The following is a 19,206-nucleotide window of genomic DNA, read 5'->3' as shown; positions in this document are numbered from 1 at the left end:
TCTCGCGGTCACGGCCGCCAACATGGAAGTCCTCACTCAGCTGCTCGTTAACAGGCTCAGACCCAACAGGCTCAGATCCAACAGGCTCAGACCCAACACGCTCTACCAAATCTTCACCCGCTTATCCGGATCGATCCACATTGGGGAGTCTGGTTCCACGTGAAACGCTTCATAGAATTCGTCCACGTTGGAGGCGATGACGTTGCAGCGGAACTCGTTGGGGGAGTGCGGGTCAATCGCCAGAAGTTGTGCCGCCATCTCCGGGCGTGCCTTGGAGCGCCACACGCGCGCCCACGCCAAAAACAGGCGCTGGAAGCCGGTGTAGGTGCCGTCCAAATCGCCGAATGGGCGCGATGGGCAATCCTCTAGGCCTTGGTCCGCCAGGTAGAGCTTGTACGCCTCCACGGCGATGCCAAGTCCGCCCAGGTCACCGATGTTTTCGCCAAGGGTGAACTCGCCGTTGACGCCGTTGGAATCCTGATCAGCCAGCACGGACGGCACCAGGCCGTTGAATTGGTTGACCAGCTGGGATGTGAGCGCTTCGAACCGTTCGCGGTCCTCCTCGGTCCACCAGGAGTTGAGGTTACCGTGGCCGTCGTAACGCGAGCCCTGATCATCAAAACCATGGCCGATCTCGTGGCCAATCACGGCACCGATCGCGCCGAAGTTCTCCGCCGCATCGGCCTCCGGGTCGAAGAACGGCGGCTGCAGGATGGCGGCGGGGAAGGTGATGTCGTTGACCACCGGGTTGTAGAACGCGTTGACGGTCTGCGGGGTGGTCACCCACTCCGCGCGATCGCTCGGCTTGCCAATTTTGGCCAGCTGGTAGTTGTGCTCAAAGGCAGCACCCGCACGCACGTTTGCCAGAAGCTGCGCGCCGTCTTCCACAAACTCAAGGCCGTCGAAGCTGCGCCAACGTTCCGGGTAGCCAATCTTGGCGGTGAATTGCCCCAGCTTCTCCTGTGCGCGCTCGCGCGTGGCCTCGCCCATCCAATCCAGCTTGGCAATGCGCTCGCGGTAGGCCTGAATCAGATAGTCAACAAGCCGGAGCATTTCGCTTTTCGACGCCGCCGAGAAGTGCCCCTCAACGTACTCCCGACCAATCTCCTCACCAACCAGGCTTTCCGCCAAGGCAACGCCGCGCTTCCAGCGGTCACGCTGCTGGGTAGCACCGGAAAGGTGGGTGCCGTAGAACTCGAAGTTGGCCTTTGCAATTTCCTCGGTGAGCTGGCCCGCGCGGGAACGCAGAACGCTCCACACCGCCCACAGCTGCCAGTCCGCCAGTGCCTCCGGGCGCAGCATCGCTGCCAGGTCCTCGGTGAAAGACGGCATCATGTTGATCACGCGGCCGGACGGCAACCCGGAGGCGGCCAGCATGGTGCGGATAATCGCCGGGAGTTCTTCCAGCGTGGTCGGGTTGTAGGTGGCCACCGCATCACGGGCCTTGACCACATCCCAGTGGCTGGACGCCAGCTGAGTTTCCAACGCAACGATGCGCGCCGCCGCCTGCTCGGGGCTGAGGCCCATCAGGTACGTGCCGTCCAAAAAGCTCAGCATGCGCGCTACATGGCCCTGGTACTTCTCCAAGGTCTCAGCGTGCTGCGGTTCGCGGTAGTAGGCCTCATCCGGCAGCCCCAGGCCGGACTGCACCAGGTAGGCCACCGCGTCTTCGCCCTGGGAATCCTTCTCCACCCAGTAGCTCAGCGGCGCGCCAACGCCCTCGCGCTCCAACAGGCCCAGGTTGTGGGCGAACTCTTCCACGTCCGCCACAACAATCCGGTCTAAGTCCGCCTTCAGCGGCGAGGTACCCGCGGCGTTGATCGCCTCGGTGTCCATGAAGGCGCGGTATAGCACGCCTGCGCGGCTGTCGCTTTCCTTCAGCAGGGCGTGAACGTCTTCTTCAGATTTGTCGCGGAGTGCGTAAAACGCGCCGTCAATCCCGCGGTCCGCGGGGATGACGTGGTCACGCACCCAGTTGCCATTTACTAACGCAAAGAGGTCATGCATGCCCACAACTGTAGTGGCAAGCCACTACATGGTGTGCTGCACAATCCAATCCGATGCCTGCTGTGGGCCAAACGTGGCGTACCCGCCGTGGGCGGCCATACCGGCAACAACGGTACCCGCGCCTAGGCCCAGCTTCTGCAAAATAGCCTGGTACTCGTTCCACGGAATGCGGCCCGCGCTCATGTGCGTGCGCATCGCCGGTGCCACCAGTGCGCGGTGCTCCTCGCGCATGGAGCACACAATGTCATCCGGACGGCAGATCTCCAGCACGCGACCCGCCAGCACACCGTAGCCGCCCTCCAGCGCACCAAGGGCGCCAACTGAATCCGGCGAGGTGCCCGGCGACAGGGTCGCCCCATTCGGACCCTGGTACGGGTTTGCAATCACCGCAACCGCATCCACGCGCTCCTGCGCAATCGGGCCGTGGCCGTTGGCAATGTCGCGCGTCAAACGCGCAGTGACATCCGCGCCCAGGGAGAAACCGGTGAAACTGAACGTGGCATCAGGGCAGGCGTTCGCCAACTTCAAAACGGTGCCATAGGTGGTGTCATACGCCGCCTTGGACGCCGCATAGTACGGACGCTGCGCAAACGCACCCGAGTTGTAGGAAATCCACAGCGGCTCAATCGCACCGTTGGTACGCATCTGCGTTAACAGGCCGGTGCTGAACACGTGCCCGCCGTGCGGCACAAACGTTGGCACACCAGCCACCGTGTTTGCACCACCCGGCACAGCAATGAGGTAATGCGGTTTGCAGCCCTGCTCCTGCACAACTCCAATCGTGTTGTCAGAAGACATCATCTGCCCACCGACACCCTGCGCGGAAGCAACAGGGGCTACCAAAGCCATGGCAGCGGTAACACTCGCTGCCACGGCAGCAGCAAAGCGCTTGAACCTCATCGTTTTCTCCAACTCCTACTCGTTCGGGTTCCTGATCTTCATCGGGCCTGGCGTCCACCAACCCCACCTGGTGTGGGTTTCGTAGTCAATGTTCGCCTCAACCGGGGCCGCGCCCGTGGAGTCCGTGCGCAGCTCATACTTGGCAAATGAGCCCCAGTCACGCTGCCAGTCACCTCGCAGGTAGCCAGGAACGTCGTAAGAATAATTCACCGCCTCGGCTGTCGCCAGCGCACCACCGCCAAGGAAGTCCTGGAAACCAGACAGCTGCTTCTTACCAGGCGCGTCCGGCATCACGCGGAACTGCGGGATCTCGGTTACGCCAGCGTAGTGCGTAAAGGTGCGCTGGCACGGGAACTGGAAGGCCACCGTCCAGTCCAACAGGCCCGGGGTGTCGCGGTCCACAACGTCCGTCATCGCCGCAAGCGTCGGGTTACGCAGCGGGGTTACCGCCAGCCAATCCTTCTCACCAAAGGAGGCATCCTCCGCCACCAGGCGCACAACGTCCGCCTTCTCCGGCTGGTCTTCCAGCGGGTAGCGCAGGTTACGCCAATCACCAGTCGGGCCCTGGTCCAGCATTTCTACGCTGTCGAGGGTTTTTACGCTGCCGTCGTCACGCAGCTGCCCAAACTCAAGCTCAAGCGTGGTGCCTTCCTGCTCCACACCGTTGATGTCATGGTGCGCAATCTTGCCCGCAACCGAGGTCACCAGAAGCGGCGCATCCGGGTTGTGCTCCGGCAGCTCAAACCACACGGTTTCCAGTACGGCCTTGCGGCTCGGGTCATCCTCAAACGTGCCCACCACCGGCACGCGCTGGTAGTCCAACCCAAACGGCAAACGCACTGTGGAGTTGTTCACGCCGCGTAGAGACGCCGGCCGGTTACCCTGCGTATTCACACTGGAGGTGGACTGCGCCTGCTCACTCAACGCATCCTCCGGCGCCTGGACCGCCTGCGCATCCGACTGCGCCGAAGGCAACACGTCAGTGGTGTTGGAGTTTTCAGAAGCGATGTAGGCAGGCACACCATCAGGGGTAAAACCGACGTTGGTGCCAGCGTCTAAGGACTTGCCCAACGGCACCCCGTCAATCGGCGTGAGGAAGGAGTCATTCGTATCCGTCTCCAGCATCACGTCCGATGCCAGCGCGCAGACATCACCCGTAAAGCTGCGCACGTTGCCCATGCCCACGGAATATGACGGCGCCTGGGACACAAAGGACTTCACAAACGTCAAGCACGAAAACGCCACAATCAGCACCGCAAGCACCGCGATCGGCGCACCCATGATGCCGGCCCAGCGGCCAGCGTCTACACGCGCCGCCTGATCAAACTCCCGCGCTTTGCCGGCCTTGGCGGCCTCAGCGCGCCGGTTGTTGTGCATCAGCGACTGGACAATGCCAACCAAAAACACCACACCGGCCAGCGCCAGCACGATGGTGTTGGCCTCCACCGCCTTGTACTGCACGGTACGGTCCCACCACGGCACGCCGAAGGAGGAGACGTACCACCAGGCGTTCCAGCCGGCCAGGGTCAGGGCCAGCAGGAACAGCGTTGCGGCAAACGCAAAGGTGCGGTTGCGGGCGGACTGCAGCGCGAAGTGGGACAGCACCACCGAGCCGAGTGCGGCAACGGCAGCGCCCACACCCGCGTAGATGCCGAAGTGGTGGGTCCACTTCGTTGGCGTGAACATCATGAAGAACACGGTCAAGGCAACAATGAGCACCATCCGCTGCGTTGTTGCCTTGTTCGTGCCCGGGATGCGGCCCCAGCGCGCCATGCCCCACAGGATCAGCACCATGCACAGCACCAGGGTGAACACGGGGAAGCGGCGCTCCAGCGAGGCGTCCACCGTTTGCTGGAACAGCGTTGCGTAGCGCACCCACTCCTCGTACCAGTGCAGCGCCGGGCCCACCTCGGAGCGCACGGCGGTTGCCTCCAGCACGGTGGCCAGAGTCTGGTCCTTAAACACAGGCACCATCACGGCCATGCCGGCACCCAGGAAGGCCGCAATGTAGGCGAGCATCGGAGCCATTGCTTGCCGACGCCTCATCGTCCTAAACACCGCCGGCAAACAAATCAGGAACACGCCCACTGCACTCAAGCCCGTCGGACCACACGCCAAGGTCAGCGCAGCCGTGATCGTGCCCAACGCTGCAGGCAGCAGGCGGTCATAGGCAATGGCACGCTCAAACAGTGCCCAGGTGATCAAGATGCCAGCGGCAATGATCGGCTCCGGGCGGGTGCCGTTGTCATAGGGCAGCCAGAACGCCAGGAACACAAACGCCGCAGTCCAGTACGCCACCCGACGCCCCGAAACCGCCTCACCCAAGCGCGGCAAGATCGAGCGCGACAGCACCCACCAGATCCCAATGCCGGCCAGAAGCGTGGGCAGACGCATCCACATCGACGCCGTAGTTACACGCGCAAGCAGCGCCAACACGTCATAGAACGGGGAGCCAAACGGTGCCTCCGGCACGCCGTACCAGCGGTAGTAGTTGGCCATGTAGTCCGAGTCATTGGCCACGCGAGCCATGGTGAGCAAGAAGCCATCATCAGACGTATTCGCGCCGAAGACGTGCCAGAAACCCAACACGGCAAGCACGATGCCATCTAGCGGCTTGAACGTGCGCCACTCGCGGCCAAACAGCGGCACACGGCGGCGGTCACAACGATCCATACGGCCCAACGCCACCAAAGAAACCACTGCGGCAATCAAGCCCGCGATCATCGCGAACACCTTCACCGCAGTTGGCGAGGACGTGAAGCGGGAGTTGATGTCGATGTGGGCGGTCAGGCCAGCGTCGATAAGCAACTGCCCTGCATCCGGCTCAAGCTCCGAGTAGAAACCGGTGAACTGGGCGCGGTAATCATCCTCAACCTCCTCGGAGTAGGACGTGCCGTTGATAGCAACCGTGGTCTCCTCATCGGTCTGCTGGATGCTCAGCACCGCATCACGAGGCAGCGCTGCAACCTCCTCAGGGGTGAGATCAAAAAGCACCTCATTGATCGCAGACACCACAAGCCCACCACCAGGCGCGGTAACAAACAGGCCGCGATCAAACGCCTCCTGCGAAGACTCCGGCAACGTACCCAACACCAAAGACTGGCCCGGGCGGACGTGATCCACCGCCTCAATTGGGATCTGGATATCCACTTCCTGCGGCGCAAGCGAAATCAACGGCGCATTCACCGCCTGCACCGAATTGTTCTGCGGCCACGACACCGAAGACTGCACCTGGTTCACCGGCAAAAACGGCACCAGTACCAACAGAACAAACGCCAACAAGCCACTCACCGTGGCGGTGGTGACCAAGGAACGCGGCGCGCGCTTCACCCGCACACGACGTGTGGTGGCTTCCGGAAAAGTTTCAATGTGTTGACCCACGGTTTACTGCTCCTTGCGAACCACAACAACAAACGGGCCGATCTGCTTCATAGCCCAATCGGCAGAATCAAACGCTTCCGCGTTGAAGAACAAGCCCTCATAGCGCACATTCGGCTGGCTCGGATAAATGTCATACGCCACATGCGTCTTAAGCGGCGTCTTCTTATCCACGTTGCCGCGGAAAATGAACCCCTCCGGACCACGCCACTGCGAATTATCAATGGCAGCCGTCAGCTCCGCCGGCGCAGTATTGGACAGCTCCGCCCACTGCACCAACTCCTCATTACGCCGGTTGAACTCACCCAACGGGTTGGCATAGTGGCTGGTAAACGCGTTGAACCCGTAATAGGGGTTAAACGCCATGAAGTTGATCTCATCGGTATAAATCACAGCCTCGCCTGGGCGGCGACCGTGCTCCGACATGAACTCCACAATCTCGCCGTAGTAGCGGCCAGCATCCGCCGGGAAGCGGTCAGCGCGCTCACCAAAACCATCAGTATCCGCATAGGCCTGGTCAATGTGATCACGGTTTTCCACCGGAATTTGCTGCACATAAAACACGCTGCCCGCAGCAACAAGCAAAAACATAGCCGTGGTGATCGCCCGGTTCGTCGCATCGGAGAAACGGTACGAGAACCAGAAATCCACACCCACCAGACGGATCTCCGCAAAGCCCAACACACCCGCGGTGGTGAACAACAAAATCAGCAGCACCTCAACGCGGAAGCCCAATAGCGACGTACCAAACAAGGTGACCGCCATAGAGGCCATCGCCCAGAAGTAGCACACCAAAATGGCCAAGCCCAGCGCTGCCACCTCAGGCTCGCTCAGGCGCACAACCAAGAAGAACAGGCCAATCAGGCTGAGGAAACCAATGGCGGACAAAGAGAAGAACGGCATGGGGAAGTACGTGCCCTCTTCCGGCAGGAAGTGGTTAGCCGTAGACATCGCCTCCTCATCACCAGTGACCAGGCGCAGCAGGTACGGGCCCCACGTGATCAGGGCAATCGCCATAGAGCTGAACCCGATCACCAACAGGTGGCGCACCGGCGTCAGCGAATTGCCGCGGTTGAAGAACATGATCACGGCCAACACCACCACCGTCAACGCCATCAAGGCAGTAAACAGCGTGTACATAGTGGCCGAAACGCCAAGGTAGAGCGCAAGCGCACCCGTGGCCCACCACGAACCACTCAGTGCGCGGTGCGCGCCCACCACAGCAGCCGGGAACAACATCGCCACAATCGCCGCATACGGTTCATCTGGCACCTCCGTCAGCACCACCGCAACATTCGCCAACGCCAGGGCACCCGCCACCGGCAGAGACGCAGTCAGCCGATGCCAAATCGGCGTCAACATCGCCGCAACCGCGGCTAGCGACACCAACGCCCACGGCTGATACACCAACCAACCAGGCATATTCAACGCATTAGCTAAGCGCCCACCCAACCAGAACCAACCAGCCGGGTAAAACGTGGGCAGATCCACGTAGTTCATATCCGCAAGCGACGGACCCAGCGCCATACGAGACAGGAACTGCGTACGGAAACCCTGGTCAACCTGGATACCGTCCAGCCACAAGTTGGTAGCCGTCAGCGGGATGCCCAACGCGGTCAGCACAATGCCCGCAGGCACCAGAGACACCACGGTCTCAATCAGGATGTTCTTCCGCCCACGCACCCACAGCCAGCAGCACCATGTGCCAATGGCAATCAAGGTAAACGACGCCGCAGCCGACAGCGCACGCGGCATCATCGAGGTATTAAACGCGGGCAAGGACAGCGTCTTTAAGACAAACCAGCCGGCAAGCGCCAGCGCGCCACCGAGGAAAAAGAAGCTGACCGCCCGAGACGTAGCCTGTGCGTCAGAGATCTCATCCGGCGCATAGGAAGTAACCCGCAATTCGCGGGTGGAAGTGGTGGTCATGCGTAATAGTTTGTCACATGGCCCCCACACGCCCTAGTAGCAACGGCGCAAACCTCAAGAGAAGGTTAAGACTTTAGGGCGTTTTCGGCGGTTTGGAGCTGGCCGGTTTAGGTGGCGCTGACAAATGTGACAATGCGGCGCCGCTGGGCGGTTAGCGACCTGCGCAAACACAAACCGCCATGTCACATTTGTCAGGATCCCCGCCATCCGGCTGACAAATGTGACAACGCGATTTCGCCCCTACCCTGTGACCTGCTGTTTTAGGAACTGGGGTTGGGGTCGGTTGTCAACTTTGTCAGCCAGCCAAAGCTAGAAGCTCAGGCGACGCATGATCGCCGCCGGGATGTGCTGCAGCACAAGGGAGATCGGGCCGAACAGCTTGTGCACGAACACGGCGGGCTTGCCAGCCAAAGCGGCGTCGACGGCTGCCTCGGCAACGTCTTCCTTGTTTACGGTCAGCGGTGCCTCGTCGAGACCCTCGGTCATCTTGGTGCGCACCTGGCCGGGGCGGACAACGGTGACCTTGACGCCGCTGGAGCGAAGCGCCTCACCCAGCTGCAGGTAGAAGCCGTCCATGCCCGCCTTGGCGGAGCCGTACACAAAGTTGGAGCGGCGCACCTTCTGGCCCGCAACGGAGCTCAGCGCGATGATGTTGCCGCGGCCCTGGCGCTTCATCGCCTGGCCCAACAGCACGCCCACGGAAACATATGCGGTGTAGTTGGTCTGCGCAGACGCCACGGCCTTGGCCTGGTCCTGCCACAGTTCCTCTTGGTCGCCCAGCGTGCCAAAGGCAACGACGGCAATGTCTACCTCGCCCTCGGCAAACGCGGCGTCAATCACTGCAGGGTGGGAGTCGAAATCCAGGGCGTCGAAGTCAACGATGCGGATTTCGCCGGCGCCGGAGGCGGTGAGGGTGTTCACGGCGGCGTCGATACGCGGGGAGCCCTCGCGGGCACAAAGGGTGACGGTGGGGGAGCCGCCGCGGGAGGCGAGCTCGCTGACAATGGCAAGGCCGATGTCGCTGGTGCCGCCGAGAAGCAGGATGTGCTGGGCTTGGCCTACTGCATTCAACATTTCAGGTTCCTTTTCTAGTTCAGCTCAAGTCGGCGGGACAGGTCAGAGGCGAAAACGCCGGTCGGGTCGATGTCGCGGCGGGTCTTCAACCAGCCGTCCAAACCCGGGTACATGGCGTGGAAGTTCTCCGCGGACGTACGCGACTCCTTGGCCAGGTAGAGGCGGCCGCCGAACTCCATCACCTGCTCATCCAGACGGTCCAGGAACTCACCCAAGCCCGGGCGGATGGGGAAGTCAACGCACACGTTCCAACCCTTCATTGGGTAGGACAGCGGCGCGCGGTTACCCTCGCCGAACAGCTTGAACACGTTGAGCGCCGTGTAGTGGCCGGAGGACTGGATTTGGTAAATGATGTCCTTGAACGGCTCAACCGCATCGGTGGGCACCACGAACTGGTACTGCAAGAAACCCTTCGAACCGTAGCCACGGTTCCACTCGCCGATCAGGTCTAGCGGCTGGTAGAACTGCGTCAGGTTCTTGATGTCGTTCTTCGAAGGCGCGCCCATCATGTAATAGGCCTCACCGATAGCCATGAGCGAAAGCTTGTTCATGGTCCAAGACGGGAAGATGTCCGGCACCGTCATCAACTGCGGGGCCTTGAAACGCAACGGGTCTTTCGCCAGCTTCGGCGCGTACTCCTCCAGCTGCTCAAGCGTGGCCAGAGAGCCGCGGGAAATGGTGGAGCGGCCCGTCTTCGGCGGCGCGGAGATCGCGTCGAACCAGGCGGAAGAGTAGGTGTAGTTGACCTCGGAGCCGTCGGAGTGGATGGCAATGGTCTCATCCAGTGTGTCCGTGCGGTCCGTGTCAGAGATGAAGTACGCGGTTTCCGTAAACGTCATCTGGATGCGTGCGCGCAGGATGATGCCGGTCAGGCCCATGCCGCCCACGGTTGCCCAAAACAGCGTGCCGTCCGGGTCATCCGCGGAGCCTTCCGGCTCAAGGTGGAGCACACGCCCGTCTGCAACCAGAAGCTCCATGGACACAACATGGTCACCGAAGGAGCCTGCGGAGTGGTGGTTCTTGCCGTGGATGTCCGGGCCGATAGCGCCGCCGATGGTTACCTGGCGCGTACCGGGCAGCACCGGCACCCACAGGCCGTAGGGCAGTGCCGCCTTCATCAGCTGGTCAAGGCTCACGCCCGCGTCCACGTCCACAATGCCGCTTTCCGGATCAATGGAGTGGATTTGGTTGAGCACGGTCATGTCAACCACCAGGCCGCCGCCGTTTTGCGCCGGGTCGCCGTAGGAACGGCCGAGGCCGCGGGCAATCACGCCGCGACGCTGGGACTGAGGCAGGGAAGCGTTCTCATCTGCCACGCGTGCCACGGCTGCCTTGATCACATCAACGTCAGGGGTGGAAAGTACGTGAGCGGTACTTGGAGCGGTGCGTCCCCAGCCGTGGAGGGACTTCAAGTCGGTGTGAATCTGCATGTCTTCCAACCTTACTCACGCAACCGTAACGCACCCGTAACAAAAGGTGTGACGTTTATCCCAAGGCGTAGCAGGTCAGAGCTCCAAAATCTCCCGGATCTCCTTCGGCAGCTCCTCCTGCGAGGTGATCTGCGGGCCCTCATACTCACGCAAAATCTTCAAAATCAGCGCGCGGCTGGCGCTGTCCTGCACCGGCAGCTCCTGCGCCATCAGCTGTTGCATGAAATGGTTCAACGGTTGTTCCATACCGGACAACCCTAGCTATGTGGGCCCCAGCCGGTACGATTTGCCGTATGCAGACCGAGCAGATCACCGATCAGATCACCGAAGAGCGGATTGATTACAACGCGCTGGACAACACGTTCGCTGGCCAGTGCATCCAGGCGGGTTTCATCGCCGCGCTTGTTGCGTTCCCGGCGGCGCGCCTGCCGCTGCTTGCGCTAAACGCTGGCACGATCGCGGTGTTCAACGCGTTTGATGAGGACCCGCGTAATGATCTGACCGCCGTTGTGGACGATGAGCAGGGTGAAGAGGATTCTGTCGCGTTGTCCTGGGGCGTGATCGGCGCCGTTGCCGTGGGCGCGTTCGGCGCGTTTACTCTTGCATCTCGCCTGGTTGATGGGGTGGTGGCTGGGTTGGGTAAGCGTGGCGTCGATAAGCCGAAGCCCTGGGTGGCTGGGGCACTGGCCGCGACCTACCTGGCGGTGAAGCAGATCAAAAAATAGGTAGCCTGGGCGCATGTCACGCATGCTGATGGTCCGGAGCTTTTTGCTTAGCGACGACACCGTCTACCGCTGGATCGGCCTCCCCCAACACACAACCGTTGCCGAATGCCGGCGCATCGTGGCAACCGTCTTCGACATCGACGGCGAGGTCGGCTCCGATACCGATGGGGCCCTTACGATTGGGGAGCTGCTGCGTTTCCCCGGCGACACCCTCCACTTCCACTGGGGCCTGTGGGAGTTTCAAATGCAACTGGCTGAGATCCACCTCGGCGAAAGCGACGATGCAGCCGCCATGTGCGTGGCGGGCGCCGGCGAGTTCGGCCCGCACCCCTTTGACATCCGCGCGGTGAATGCGCAACTGCTGGCGGGTAGACTACCCCGGCGTGAGTTCATCCCCGAGTAAATCGGCCGCTACTTCGGCCGCGAAATCAGCGCTGAAAAAGCAGCTGGTGCCGTTCATCATCATCGGCATCGGCTGCGCCGTGCTGGACTTCGGCGTGACCTATTCGCTGACCAAGCTCTCGCCCCTGTCGCGCGACGCGTCCAAGGCGCTCGGCTGGTGCGTAGGCACCCTGGTGGCCTACCTGCTCAACTCCCGCTTTGCGTTTAAAGCCGAGGTCAACGCCAAGAAAGCCGGTGCCGTGGTCCTGCTCTACGCCTGCACGTTTGCCGTGCAGCTGCTGTTGTACCGCTGGTCCGAGCCGCCGCTTCTGGCGTTGGGGATCGGGGACCCGTTTAAGGACCTCATCGCTTTTGTCATCGCCCAGGGCGTTGCCACGGTGACCAACTTTGTGCTGCAGCGTCGCGTGATCTTCCGTCATGAGACGAAGATGATCGAGGTCGCCGATCCGACTAGCTACGCGGCCGAGGTTAAGCCCGATCCTACGGCCGGCGGAAATCCTCCCGTGCCCCCATCCGCAAAAGCTTCAGCCACTGAATAAATCCCTTCGGATCACGCTTCTGTAGCAGGAAGAACCACCCGAAACGCATCACTTCCTGCAGCTTCATCCGCTTCATGCCCTGCTGGTTGATGATGTAGCCGCGGTTGCGGTACGTGAAATACCGCTTGGATTCGTTGTCGGGCCACTGCGCGTGCGCGCGCCCACCCATGATGGGGTGGAACTCGCCGGAGCCGTCCGGGTGCAGGTAGAACGCGTTGAGCGCCGTGCCGTACTTCAGGCCCGATTGGGCGAGGCGGCGGTGGTACTCCACTTCATCACCACGAATGAACAGCCGGTAGTCCGGCACGCCGATCCGCTCCATCGCCTTCGCGCTGATCAACGCACCGTTGAACAGGCTGGCGTACTGGGGCAGGAACTCGCCTTCAAGCTCTTCTACACGACGATGCCACGTGGTCCCCTGACGCAACGGAAACGCCAACTTGCCGGGGTCTTCAATATTGGCAACCACGGGGCTGACCTCGGCCAACTTGTGCTTGGCTGCCTGGGCGTACAGCATTTCCAACGTGTCGTGGCTTGCCGGGCGGCCGTCATCATCGGCGCACCAAATGGCGTCCGCACCCAGCGCCAACGCGTGCAGGAAACCGTAGGCGAACCCACCCGCGCCACCCAAGTTGGTTTTGGACGGCAGGTACACCGCCTTCTCCCCGGCCAGGCTGGTCAGCAGCTCTTTCACAGCGGTATCTTCGGTGCCGTCTTCGGCACCGTCTTCAGCACCGTTGTCCACCACGATCACCCAATCCACCGGGTGCGTCTGGTTCACCACCTGCTCCAGGGAATGCTTCAGCAGGTGAACACGTTTGTGGGTGACAATGACCGCGGCCGTCGTGCCGTTTGGGTTTAGCAGCGCCTCGTGGGAACTCATGGGTTTTATTGTGCCGGATGGAACCGGCGGGGGCTTCAGCGCGTCTAATTCAGTATGGGGATTGTTAGCAGTATTGGGTTTGAGGTGGCGTTTGATGTGGTGCTCGTGCATGCGTCGCAACGCGAGGCGGGGGAGCACTATGTGCAGCTCAGCCGGGAAAGGTACGTGCGGGAGGCGGAGTGCCGAAACGTGTGGCTTATAGAGCGGGACGCCCACGCCCACCCCCACAACATCCCCTACCCAGCACCCGCCGCCGCACGCGCCGTCGCGCACGCGGTGGAACACCCCGGCTGCATCGTCGGCGCGTTCGCCGCCCTGGCCCTTTACGGCCTGCCCTTTCTTGTGGACGCCGCCGACACCACCCTCTACTGCACCACCGACCGGACCAAACTCGGTAACGAGATCTCACCAACGGTCCTGCGCATGCCGCGCCCGCTAGGCAGAAGCTATACGCTCCGGCACCGCGGAGTCACCTTTAGTGCGTTCGCGCCCGCGGAGGCGCTGGTCCAGGCGCTGCAACACATCCGAAAAGGGATGCACCGCTGGCATGAGGTGAACATTGATGGGTTGGAACCAGTTGACGTCATGGCGATCCAACTCATCGATTGTTGCCGACGTTTCTTGGGGGTAAGACCGGAAGAGCTTGAGGAAGCTGCCGCTCGCAGGCTGTCTCGTCGGTGGCTTGAGCGGGTTTTGCCCTTGAGCAGCTCACTTGCTGACTCTCCTAAAGAGACGGAACTTCGCCTGCTGCTTAGTAGCGTCGTTGGAAAATTCGGCTACACCCTGCAGGAACAAGTGCCGCTTTATGACAACGGGGTGATAGTCACCACCTTCGACTTCGCCATCCCCGCTCTCAAGATCGGCGCAATGTATGACGGCGCCCACCACTGGGAGTATGACCAGCGCCAAAAGGATGCTGCCATCAATCTGAAGGCAGCGCGTCTGGAGTGGATCGTTGCCCGTTGCTCATCGAAGACGATGTTTGAGCTAGTCGACCTTATCTGCGACCTCATCCGCCAAAAAGCCGCCGACGTTGGCGCTTCCTGACAAATGTGACGATGCGATTTGCGTTTGCCCAGGTCGCGGCTCTGGCACTAAGGGCGCTTTGCACGATTTGTCAGGGGGAACCGTGGATCCTGACAAATTTAACAACGCCGTTTACATTTGCCCAGGTCGCGGTCGGGTCGGGCTCGTTGTGTTGTCACATTTGTCAGCGCCGCCGAAACCAGCTGCCGAAACCTACTCTTCTTCGCCGTAGTGGAAGCGTCGCACCAGTTTGGCAACGTGCTCGCCGGCTTCGGGCCCTTCGTAGGCACCGACTACGTCAGCAACCAGCCCGGCTTGGCGGATTTCGCCCTTGTCCACCCACAGGGCGGTGTTGCAGAGCTGCGCCAGGAAGTCGTTGGAGTGTGAGGCGAAGACCAGGATGCCGGAGCGTTCCACCATCTCGGCCAAACGGACGCGGGCTTTGGACATGAACGCGGCGTCGACGGCGCCGATGCCTTCATCAAGCAGCAGGATTTCGGGTTCGATGGAGGTGACTACGCCGAGCGCCAGGCGGACGCGCATGCCGGTGGAGTAGGTGCGGAGGGGCATGTTGAGGTAGTCGCCAAGTTCGGAGAATTCGGCGATGTCGTCGATTTTCGCCTTCATTTGTTTGCGGGTCTGGCCCAAAAACAGGCCGCGGATGATGATGTTTTCGTAGCCGGAGATCTCCGGGTCCATGCCTACGCCGAGGTCGAAGACGGGGGCGACGCGGCCGCGGACAATGGCGGAGCCGCGGGTGGGTTCGTAGATGCCGGACAGGAGGCGCAGCAGGGTGGATTTGCCTGCGCCGTTGTGGCCGACGAGGCCCACGCGGTCGCCTTCGCGCAGGTGGAGGTTGATGTCGCGCAGTGCTTCAACGACGACGGTGTTTGAGGCGTTCTTGCCAATCTTGCCGCCGGCGGATGACATGACGGCCTTTTTGAGGGAGCGTGATTTGGCGTCGAAAATGGGGAAGTCGACGCAGGCGTTGTAGGTGTCAATGGAAACCATTTCGGGTCCTTTCTGTGACGCAGCTAAAGCAGCGGGAGCAACTAAAAGAGCAGCGTCACACCCAGTAAGGCACGCGGAAGCGCATCTGCTTCATGGCAAACAGTGTGATTAGCAGGCCGACGGCGGTGCAGGCGAGGACGATCCACCAGTGGTAGGCGGCTACTTCTTGCCCGATGAGGGGGGCGCGAACGATTTCTAGGTAGTGGTAGAGCGGGTTGAGCTCGGCGATGCGGGCGCGTGAGGCTACTTCGCCGCCCTGTTCGCGCAGGGTTTTGGTGGTCCACACGATTGGGGTGACGTAGAACAGCAGCTGCACCATTGCCTCAAGAAGCGGTGCGACGTCGCGGAAGCGGGTGGCGATGATGCCGAACAGCATGGTCACCCACACACCGTTGAGCACCAGAAGTGCCAACCCCGGCACAGCCCACAGCACGTTGAAGCCGAGGTCAATGCGGAACGCCACCACGAGAATGAGCCAGATGACCATGTTGTGTGCCAAAAACAGCAGTTGGCGCCACACCAGGCGGTAGACGTGCACCGACAACGCCGAGGGCAGTTGTTTGATCAGGCCTTCGTTTTCAATGAAGACGTTGGCGCCGTCTTTGATGCAGCCGGAGATGAATCCCCAGACGATGAAGCCGACGGTGACGTGCGGCAGGAATTCGGCGACGGAGATTTGGAACAGCATCGAGTACAACAGGCCGAGCGCCAGTGACATGACGCCGGTGGCGATGGTGATCCACAGCGGGCCAAGCGTCGACCTTCTGTAGCGCTGTTTGATGTCCTGCCAGCCCAGTTGTAGCCAGAGTTCGTGTTGGCCCCACCCGCGGGTGAGGTCGCGCCATGACATGGCCAGGGTCTTGGATTGTGACGCCGGGGTGTCTCTTGCCGGCTCGCTGGTCATGCGGGCAACGTCTGCACGCAGTTGTTCGATGTCTCGCACCTACATCACCCTAGCCGCTGCACGCTGCCGGTATGCAGTAGGTGGCTCCGCGGGGCATAATAAAGGCCAATGTTTTCTTAGAAAGGGGTGTGAGGCCGTGGCGTATGACGTTGCTAGTGTGCGTGGCCTCTACACTTCGTTGTCCAGCGGTTGGACGTATTTGAATGCGCATGATGTGTCGCAGGTGCCGGAGCGGGTGGCGTCGGCAGTGGCGAGGAGTTTTCGTGCGGCGTTTACGGTTGCTCCGCCGGAGCCGGTGATTGGCTCGCATGCACGGTTCACGCCGGGACGTCCGGAGGGGGAGACGCTGGTTGCGGATGCGCGGGCGGCGGTTGCGGACCTGACCGGCGCTACGCCTGAGCGGGTAGTCCTTGGCCCGAGTGTGCAGGCGTTGTACTTGGCGCTTTCGGTGGCGATGCGTCCGTTGTTCCGTCACAATTCTTCGGTTGTGGTGACGGGCCTGGATGACCCGCGGCTGACGTCCACGATTCAGCTGGTGGATGCGCAGGTGCGTTGGGCACAGGCGGATTTGGCCACGGGGGAGTTGCCGCCGTGGCAGTTTGAGCAGTTGGTGGATGGTTCCACGCGCCTAGTGTCTATTCCGGCGGCGCACGCGCAGCTTGGCACGGTGGTTGCGGTGTCGCAGGTTGCGGAGGCGGTCAGGGGACGTTCGAGGGCTTGGCTGCTTGTCGACGCTTCGTCGTACCTCCCATACCGCCCCCTTAGCTTCGACGAGTTCGGTGCTGACATTGTTGCCGTTGACGTGGCTGCGATGGGCGGACCGCAGGTGGCTGCGTTGGTGTTCCGTGATGAGGCGATGCTCAACCGCCTGGACCGCGACATGTTGGATTTGCCGGTCGCGCCGGGCCTGGCCGGTGGTGTGTCGGCGATTGTGGAGCACTACGCGCAGCTGGCAGAACCCCGCGGCGGGCATCCGCGGAAGGTGACGCGCCGGGCTCGTTTGGCGTACTCCATGCAGGAGGCGGCGGATTACATGGAGCACCTGCGCGAGGATCTGTACACGTTCCTGGGTACCTTGCCCAAGGTGCATATTGTGGGCGTCTCTGGCGAGGCCGCTGAGCACACCCATCTGGACCGCATCCCGCGCTTAACGTTCGGCGTGAGGGACGTCCCTGCGGAGACGGTGTATCAGCGGTTGGTGGCGAATGGGATGGTGGCCACGTTGGCGTCGTCAAGCAAACTGCTCTCTGACATGGGGGTTGATGAGATGGGTGGGGCTGTGACGGTGAGCCTCAGCCCGTTCAACACGCAGGCGGATGTGGTGCAGCTGACGCGCACCGTGGCCAGCCTGGCTTAGGGCGTTTAGACAGTCAGGACGATTTTGCCGGTGCTGTCGCCGGAATCCAGCAGGTCGTGGGCCTGTGCGGCCTGGGCGAGCGGGAAGGTGGCGGTGATGTTCGGTTTGATGCGGCCGGCCTCAATGAGTGGCCACACGGTTTCCACGGTGGAGGCCACAATCTCCGCCTTCATCGGACGCGGGCGGGCGCGCAGCGTGGTGGCGTGCAGCGATTGGCGGCGCGGCATCATCCGACCCAGGCTGATCTCGCCCTTCGCCCCGCCCTGCAGCGCAATGACCACCAGCTGCCCATCCATCGCCAGCGCCTTCACGTTCGGCTCCAGGTAGGGCCCGCCGACCACGTCGAGGATGGCGTCGGCCCAGCCCTTGAGCTCCTCGTCAAAGTTCTGCTCGCGGTAGTTGATCACGTGGTCCGCGCCCAGCTCACGGCAGTATTTCACCTTCTCCGCACTGCCGGCGGTGGTGGCCACCTCACACCCCAGCGCCTTGCACAGCTGGATGGCAAAGGAGCCGATGCCTCCCGAACCGCCGTGGATCAGCACCCTCTTCGGTGTGCCGTCCGCATGCGGCTTATCGACGCCCACGAGCATCCCCAAATTCGACCACACCGTACAAGCGACCTCTACAACCCCCGCCAGTTCCTCCAACGTGAGATTTTGTGGCTTCGGCGTGAGCTGCCCTTCCGGCACCGCGACGTACTCGGCGTAACCGCCGCCAGCCAGCAGGCAGCCGACCTCTTCGCCCTCTTTGCGGCCGGTGGTGCCTGGGTCGACGATGACACCCGCGCACTCAAGGCCGATGATCTCGGATTCACCCTTCGGCGCCGGGTACTTGCCGGCCGCCTGGACCAGGTCAGCGCGGTTCACGCCGGCGGCCGTGACCTTGACCAGCACCTCGCCCTCTTGGAGCTGCGGGGTGGGGGTGTTGCAAAGTTCAAGGGAGCGCGGGCTTTCCGCGTCCGTGAGCTGGATGGCTTGCATGGTTGTATTTGCTGGTGCGTTCATGGGTGCGTTCATGCCAGCCCAGAATACTGCGATCGCGGGGGCGGCGTGTACAGTTACGGACTGTTGGAGACGTGGCAGAGCGGCCGAATGCACCGGTCTTGAAAACCGGCGAGGGTCACACCTCCGGGGGTTCAAATCCCCCCGTCTCCGCCAAATTTTTTGGGTGGGTTGGAGAGGCCCGTGACATGGGGTGTTACGGGTTCCGGCGGTTAAATTTGCGCGTTATTTGGTCGGGGGTTGGTGGTGCATTACACTGGTTCGAGGTCTGGAGACGTGCCAGAGCGGCCGAATGGGGCTCCCTGCTAAGGAGTTGCCCTCTTTGCGGAGGGCCGCAGGTTCAAATCCTGTCGTCTCCGCCACGCGCCCGTAGCTCAACGGATAGAGCATCTGACTACGGATCAGAAGGTTGGGGGTTCGAATCCCTCCGGGCGCACCAAACAAAAACCCTGGGAAACCAGGGTTTTTCTGTTTCCTGGGTGTTTGTTCGCGTTGGGAAACCACATTTCACCCGCGCCTGACGGCCGCAAGGTTGATGTAAAGAACGCCGGACTGTTTTGAGGTTGACTCCAGTTGGCCTCAGTCAGGTACCGCTTGGCGGTGTGGTTCGAACGGTTGTTTGGCATTTTCTTATCGACGG

16 protein-coding genes and 3 tRNA genes are annotated in these 19,206 nt (G+C 61.8%); 8 read left to right on the top strand and 11 right to left on the bottom strand.

The features are described 5' to 3' along the window. Positions 1 to 102: 102 nt before the first annotated feature. The 7 genes from HMPREF3104_RS07865 to HMPREF3104_RS12485 form a co-directional block, all read right to left on the bottom strand. On the bottom strand, positions 103 to 2,007 hold the full coding sequence (locus HMPREF3104_RS07865) for a M13 family metallopeptidase (protein ID WP_070495083.1): 1,905 nt from the start codon (positions 2,005 to 2,007) through the stop codon (positions 103 to 105). 24 nt (positions 2,008 to 2,031) lie between these two features. Then, positions 2,032 to 2,907: a cutinase family protein gene (locus HMPREF3104_RS07860; protein ID WP_070495079.1), complete on the bottom strand. Its 876-nt coding sequence runs from the start codon at positions 2,905 to 2,907 to the stop codon at positions 2,032 to 2,034. 15 nt (positions 2,908 to 2,922) lie between these two features. Further along, on the bottom strand, positions 2,923 to 6,288 hold the full coding sequence (locus tag HMPREF3104_RS07855; RefSeq protein ID WP_246816388.1) for an arabinosyltransferase domain-containing protein: 3,366 nt from the start codon (positions 6,286 to 6,288) through the stop codon (positions 2,923 to 2,925). A gap of 3 nt (positions 6,289 to 6,291) precedes the next feature. Beyond that, positions 6,292 to 8,214, bottom strand: coding sequence for a galactan 5-O-arabinofuranosyltransferase (locus HMPREF3104_RS07850; protein WP_070495078.1), 1,923 nt, complete (start codon positions 8,212 to 8,214; stop codon positions 6,292 to 6,294). A gap of 309 nt (positions 8,215 to 8,523) precedes the next feature. Further along, positions 8,524 to 9,288 (bottom strand): decaprenylphospho-beta-D-erythro-pentofuranosid-2-ulose 2-reductase, encoded by a 765-nt coding sequence (locus tag HMPREF3104_RS07845; RefSeq protein ID WP_070495077.1) that lies wholly within the window; start codon positions 9,286 to 9,288, stop codon positions 8,524 to 8,526. Between the two features lie 14 nt (positions 9,289 to 9,302). Beyond that, complete coding sequence (locus tag HMPREF3104_RS07840) at positions 9,303 to 10,718, bottom strand: decaprenylphosphoryl-beta-D-ribose oxidase (RefSeq protein ID WP_070495076.1); 1,416 nt, start codon at positions 10,716 to 10,718, stop codon at positions 9,303 to 9,305. A gap of 75 nt (positions 10,719 to 10,793) precedes the next feature. Continuing rightward, positions 10,794 to 10,964, bottom strand: a complete 171-nt coding sequence (locus tag HMPREF3104_RS12485) for a hypothetical protein (protein ID WP_168156365.1) — start codon at positions 10,962 to 10,964, stop codon at positions 10,794 to 10,796. A 47-nt stretch (positions 10,965 to 11,011) separates the two neighbouring features. Between HMPREF3104_RS12485 and HMPREF3104_RS07835 the strand changes: the two genes are divergently transcribed. From HMPREF3104_RS07835 to HMPREF3104_RS07825, 3 genes are read left to right on the top strand one after another with little or no spacing between them, the layout of a single operon-like run. Continuing rightward, positions 11,012 to 11,443, top strand: coding sequence for a hypothetical protein (locus tag HMPREF3104_RS07835; RefSeq protein WP_083279009.1), 432 nt, complete (start codon positions 11,012 to 11,014; stop codon positions 11,441 to 11,443). A gap of 13 nt (positions 11,444 to 11,456) precedes the next feature. Further along, a complete protein-coding gene (locus tag HMPREF3104_RS07830; RefSeq protein WP_070495075.1) occupies positions 11,457 to 11,846 on the top strand; it encodes a hypothetical protein in 390 nt (129 codons plus the stop codon). Next, complete coding sequence (locus HMPREF3104_RS07825; RefSeq protein ID WP_246816387.1) at positions 11,827 to 12,384, top strand: GtrA family protein; 558 nt, start codon at positions 11,827 to 11,829, stop codon at positions 12,382 to 12,384. Before HMPREF3104_RS07830 ends, HMPREF3104_RS07825 begins: the two co-directional genes overlap by 20 nt. On the opposite strand, the gene HMPREF3104_RS07820 is transcribed toward HMPREF3104_RS07825, so the two are convergent. Next, positions 12,326 to 13,267, bottom strand: a complete 942-nt coding sequence (locus tag HMPREF3104_RS07820) for a galactofuranosyltransferase GlfT1 (protein ID WP_070495073.1) — start codon at positions 13,265 to 13,267, stop codon at positions 12,326 to 12,328. The two genes, HMPREF3104_RS07825 and HMPREF3104_RS07820, sit on opposite strands and share 59 nt — an antisense overlap. Before the next feature lie 54 nt (positions 13,268 to 13,321). Between HMPREF3104_RS07820 and HMPREF3104_RS07815 the strand changes: the two genes are divergently transcribed. Beyond that, positions 13,322 to 14,314: a hypothetical protein gene (locus HMPREF3104_RS07815; RefSeq protein ID WP_070495072.1), complete on the top strand. Its 993-nt coding sequence runs from the start codon at positions 13,322 to 13,324 to the stop codon at positions 14,312 to 14,314. A gap of 192 nt (positions 14,315 to 14,506) precedes the next feature. Here the strand turns inward: HMPREF3104_RS07815 and HMPREF3104_RS07810 are convergent, their stop codons facing one another. Together HMPREF3104_RS07810 and HMPREF3104_RS07805 are read right to left on the bottom strand one after the other, a co-directional pair. Further along, positions 14,507 to 15,304, bottom strand: coding sequence for a galactan export ABC transporter ATP-binding subunit Wzt/RfbE (locus HMPREF3104_RS07810; protein WP_070495071.1), 798 nt, complete (start codon positions 15,302 to 15,304; stop codon positions 14,507 to 14,509). 55 nt (positions 15,305 to 15,359) lie between these two features. Next, entirely contained in the window at positions 15,360 to 16,208 is an 849-nt protein-coding gene (locus HMPREF3104_RS07805) for a galactan export ABC transporter permease subunit Wzm/RfbD (protein WP_070495080.1), read from the bottom strand. Positions 16,209 to 16,344: 136 nt separating this feature from the next. Here HMPREF3104_RS07805 and HMPREF3104_RS07800 point away from each other — a divergent pair, with 136 nt between their 5' ends. Continuing rightward, a complete protein-coding gene (locus HMPREF3104_RS07800) occupies positions 16,345 to 17,565 on the top strand; it encodes an aminotransferase class V-fold PLP-dependent enzyme (RefSeq protein ID WP_070495070.1) in 1,221 nt (406 codons plus the stop codon). A 5-nt stretch (positions 17,566 to 17,570) separates the two neighbouring features. Here HMPREF3104_RS07800 and HMPREF3104_RS07795 read toward each other — a convergent pair whose 3' ends face one another. Beyond that, positions 17,571 to 18,545 (bottom strand): NAD(P)H-quinone oxidoreductase, encoded by a 975-nt coding sequence (locus HMPREF3104_RS07795; protein ID WP_070495069.1) that lies wholly within the window; start codon positions 18,543 to 18,545, stop codon positions 17,571 to 17,573. 89 nt (positions 18,546 to 18,634) lie between these two features. Between HMPREF3104_RS07795 and HMPREF3104_RS07790 the strand changes: the two genes are divergently transcribed. The 3 genes from HMPREF3104_RS07790 to HMPREF3104_RS07780 all read left to right on the top strand — a co-directional run bounded on the left by HMPREF3104_RS07790 (position 18,635) and on the right by HMPREF3104_RS07780 (position 19,005). Next, positions 18,635 to 18,722 (top strand) — tRNA-Ser (locus HMPREF3104_RS07790). 114 nt (positions 18,723 to 18,836) lie between these two features. Continuing rightward, positions 18,837 to 18,928: transfer RNA gene (locus HMPREF3104_RS07785), tRNA-Ser, on the top strand. 1 nt (position 18,929) lies between these two features. After that, positions 18,930 to 19,005 (top strand) — tRNA-Arg (locus tag HMPREF3104_RS07780). Positions 19,006 to 19,206 lie beyond the last annotated feature (201 nt).

Origin of the sequence: Corynebacterium sp. HMSC30G07 (genome assembly GCF_001806945.1) — a bacterium.
Taxonomy (GTDB): Bacteria; Actinomycetota; Actinomycetes; order Mycobacteriales; family Mycobacteriaceae; genus Corynebacterium; species Corynebacterium riegelii.
This window is presented reverse-complemented; position numbering and strand designations above follow the sequence as displayed.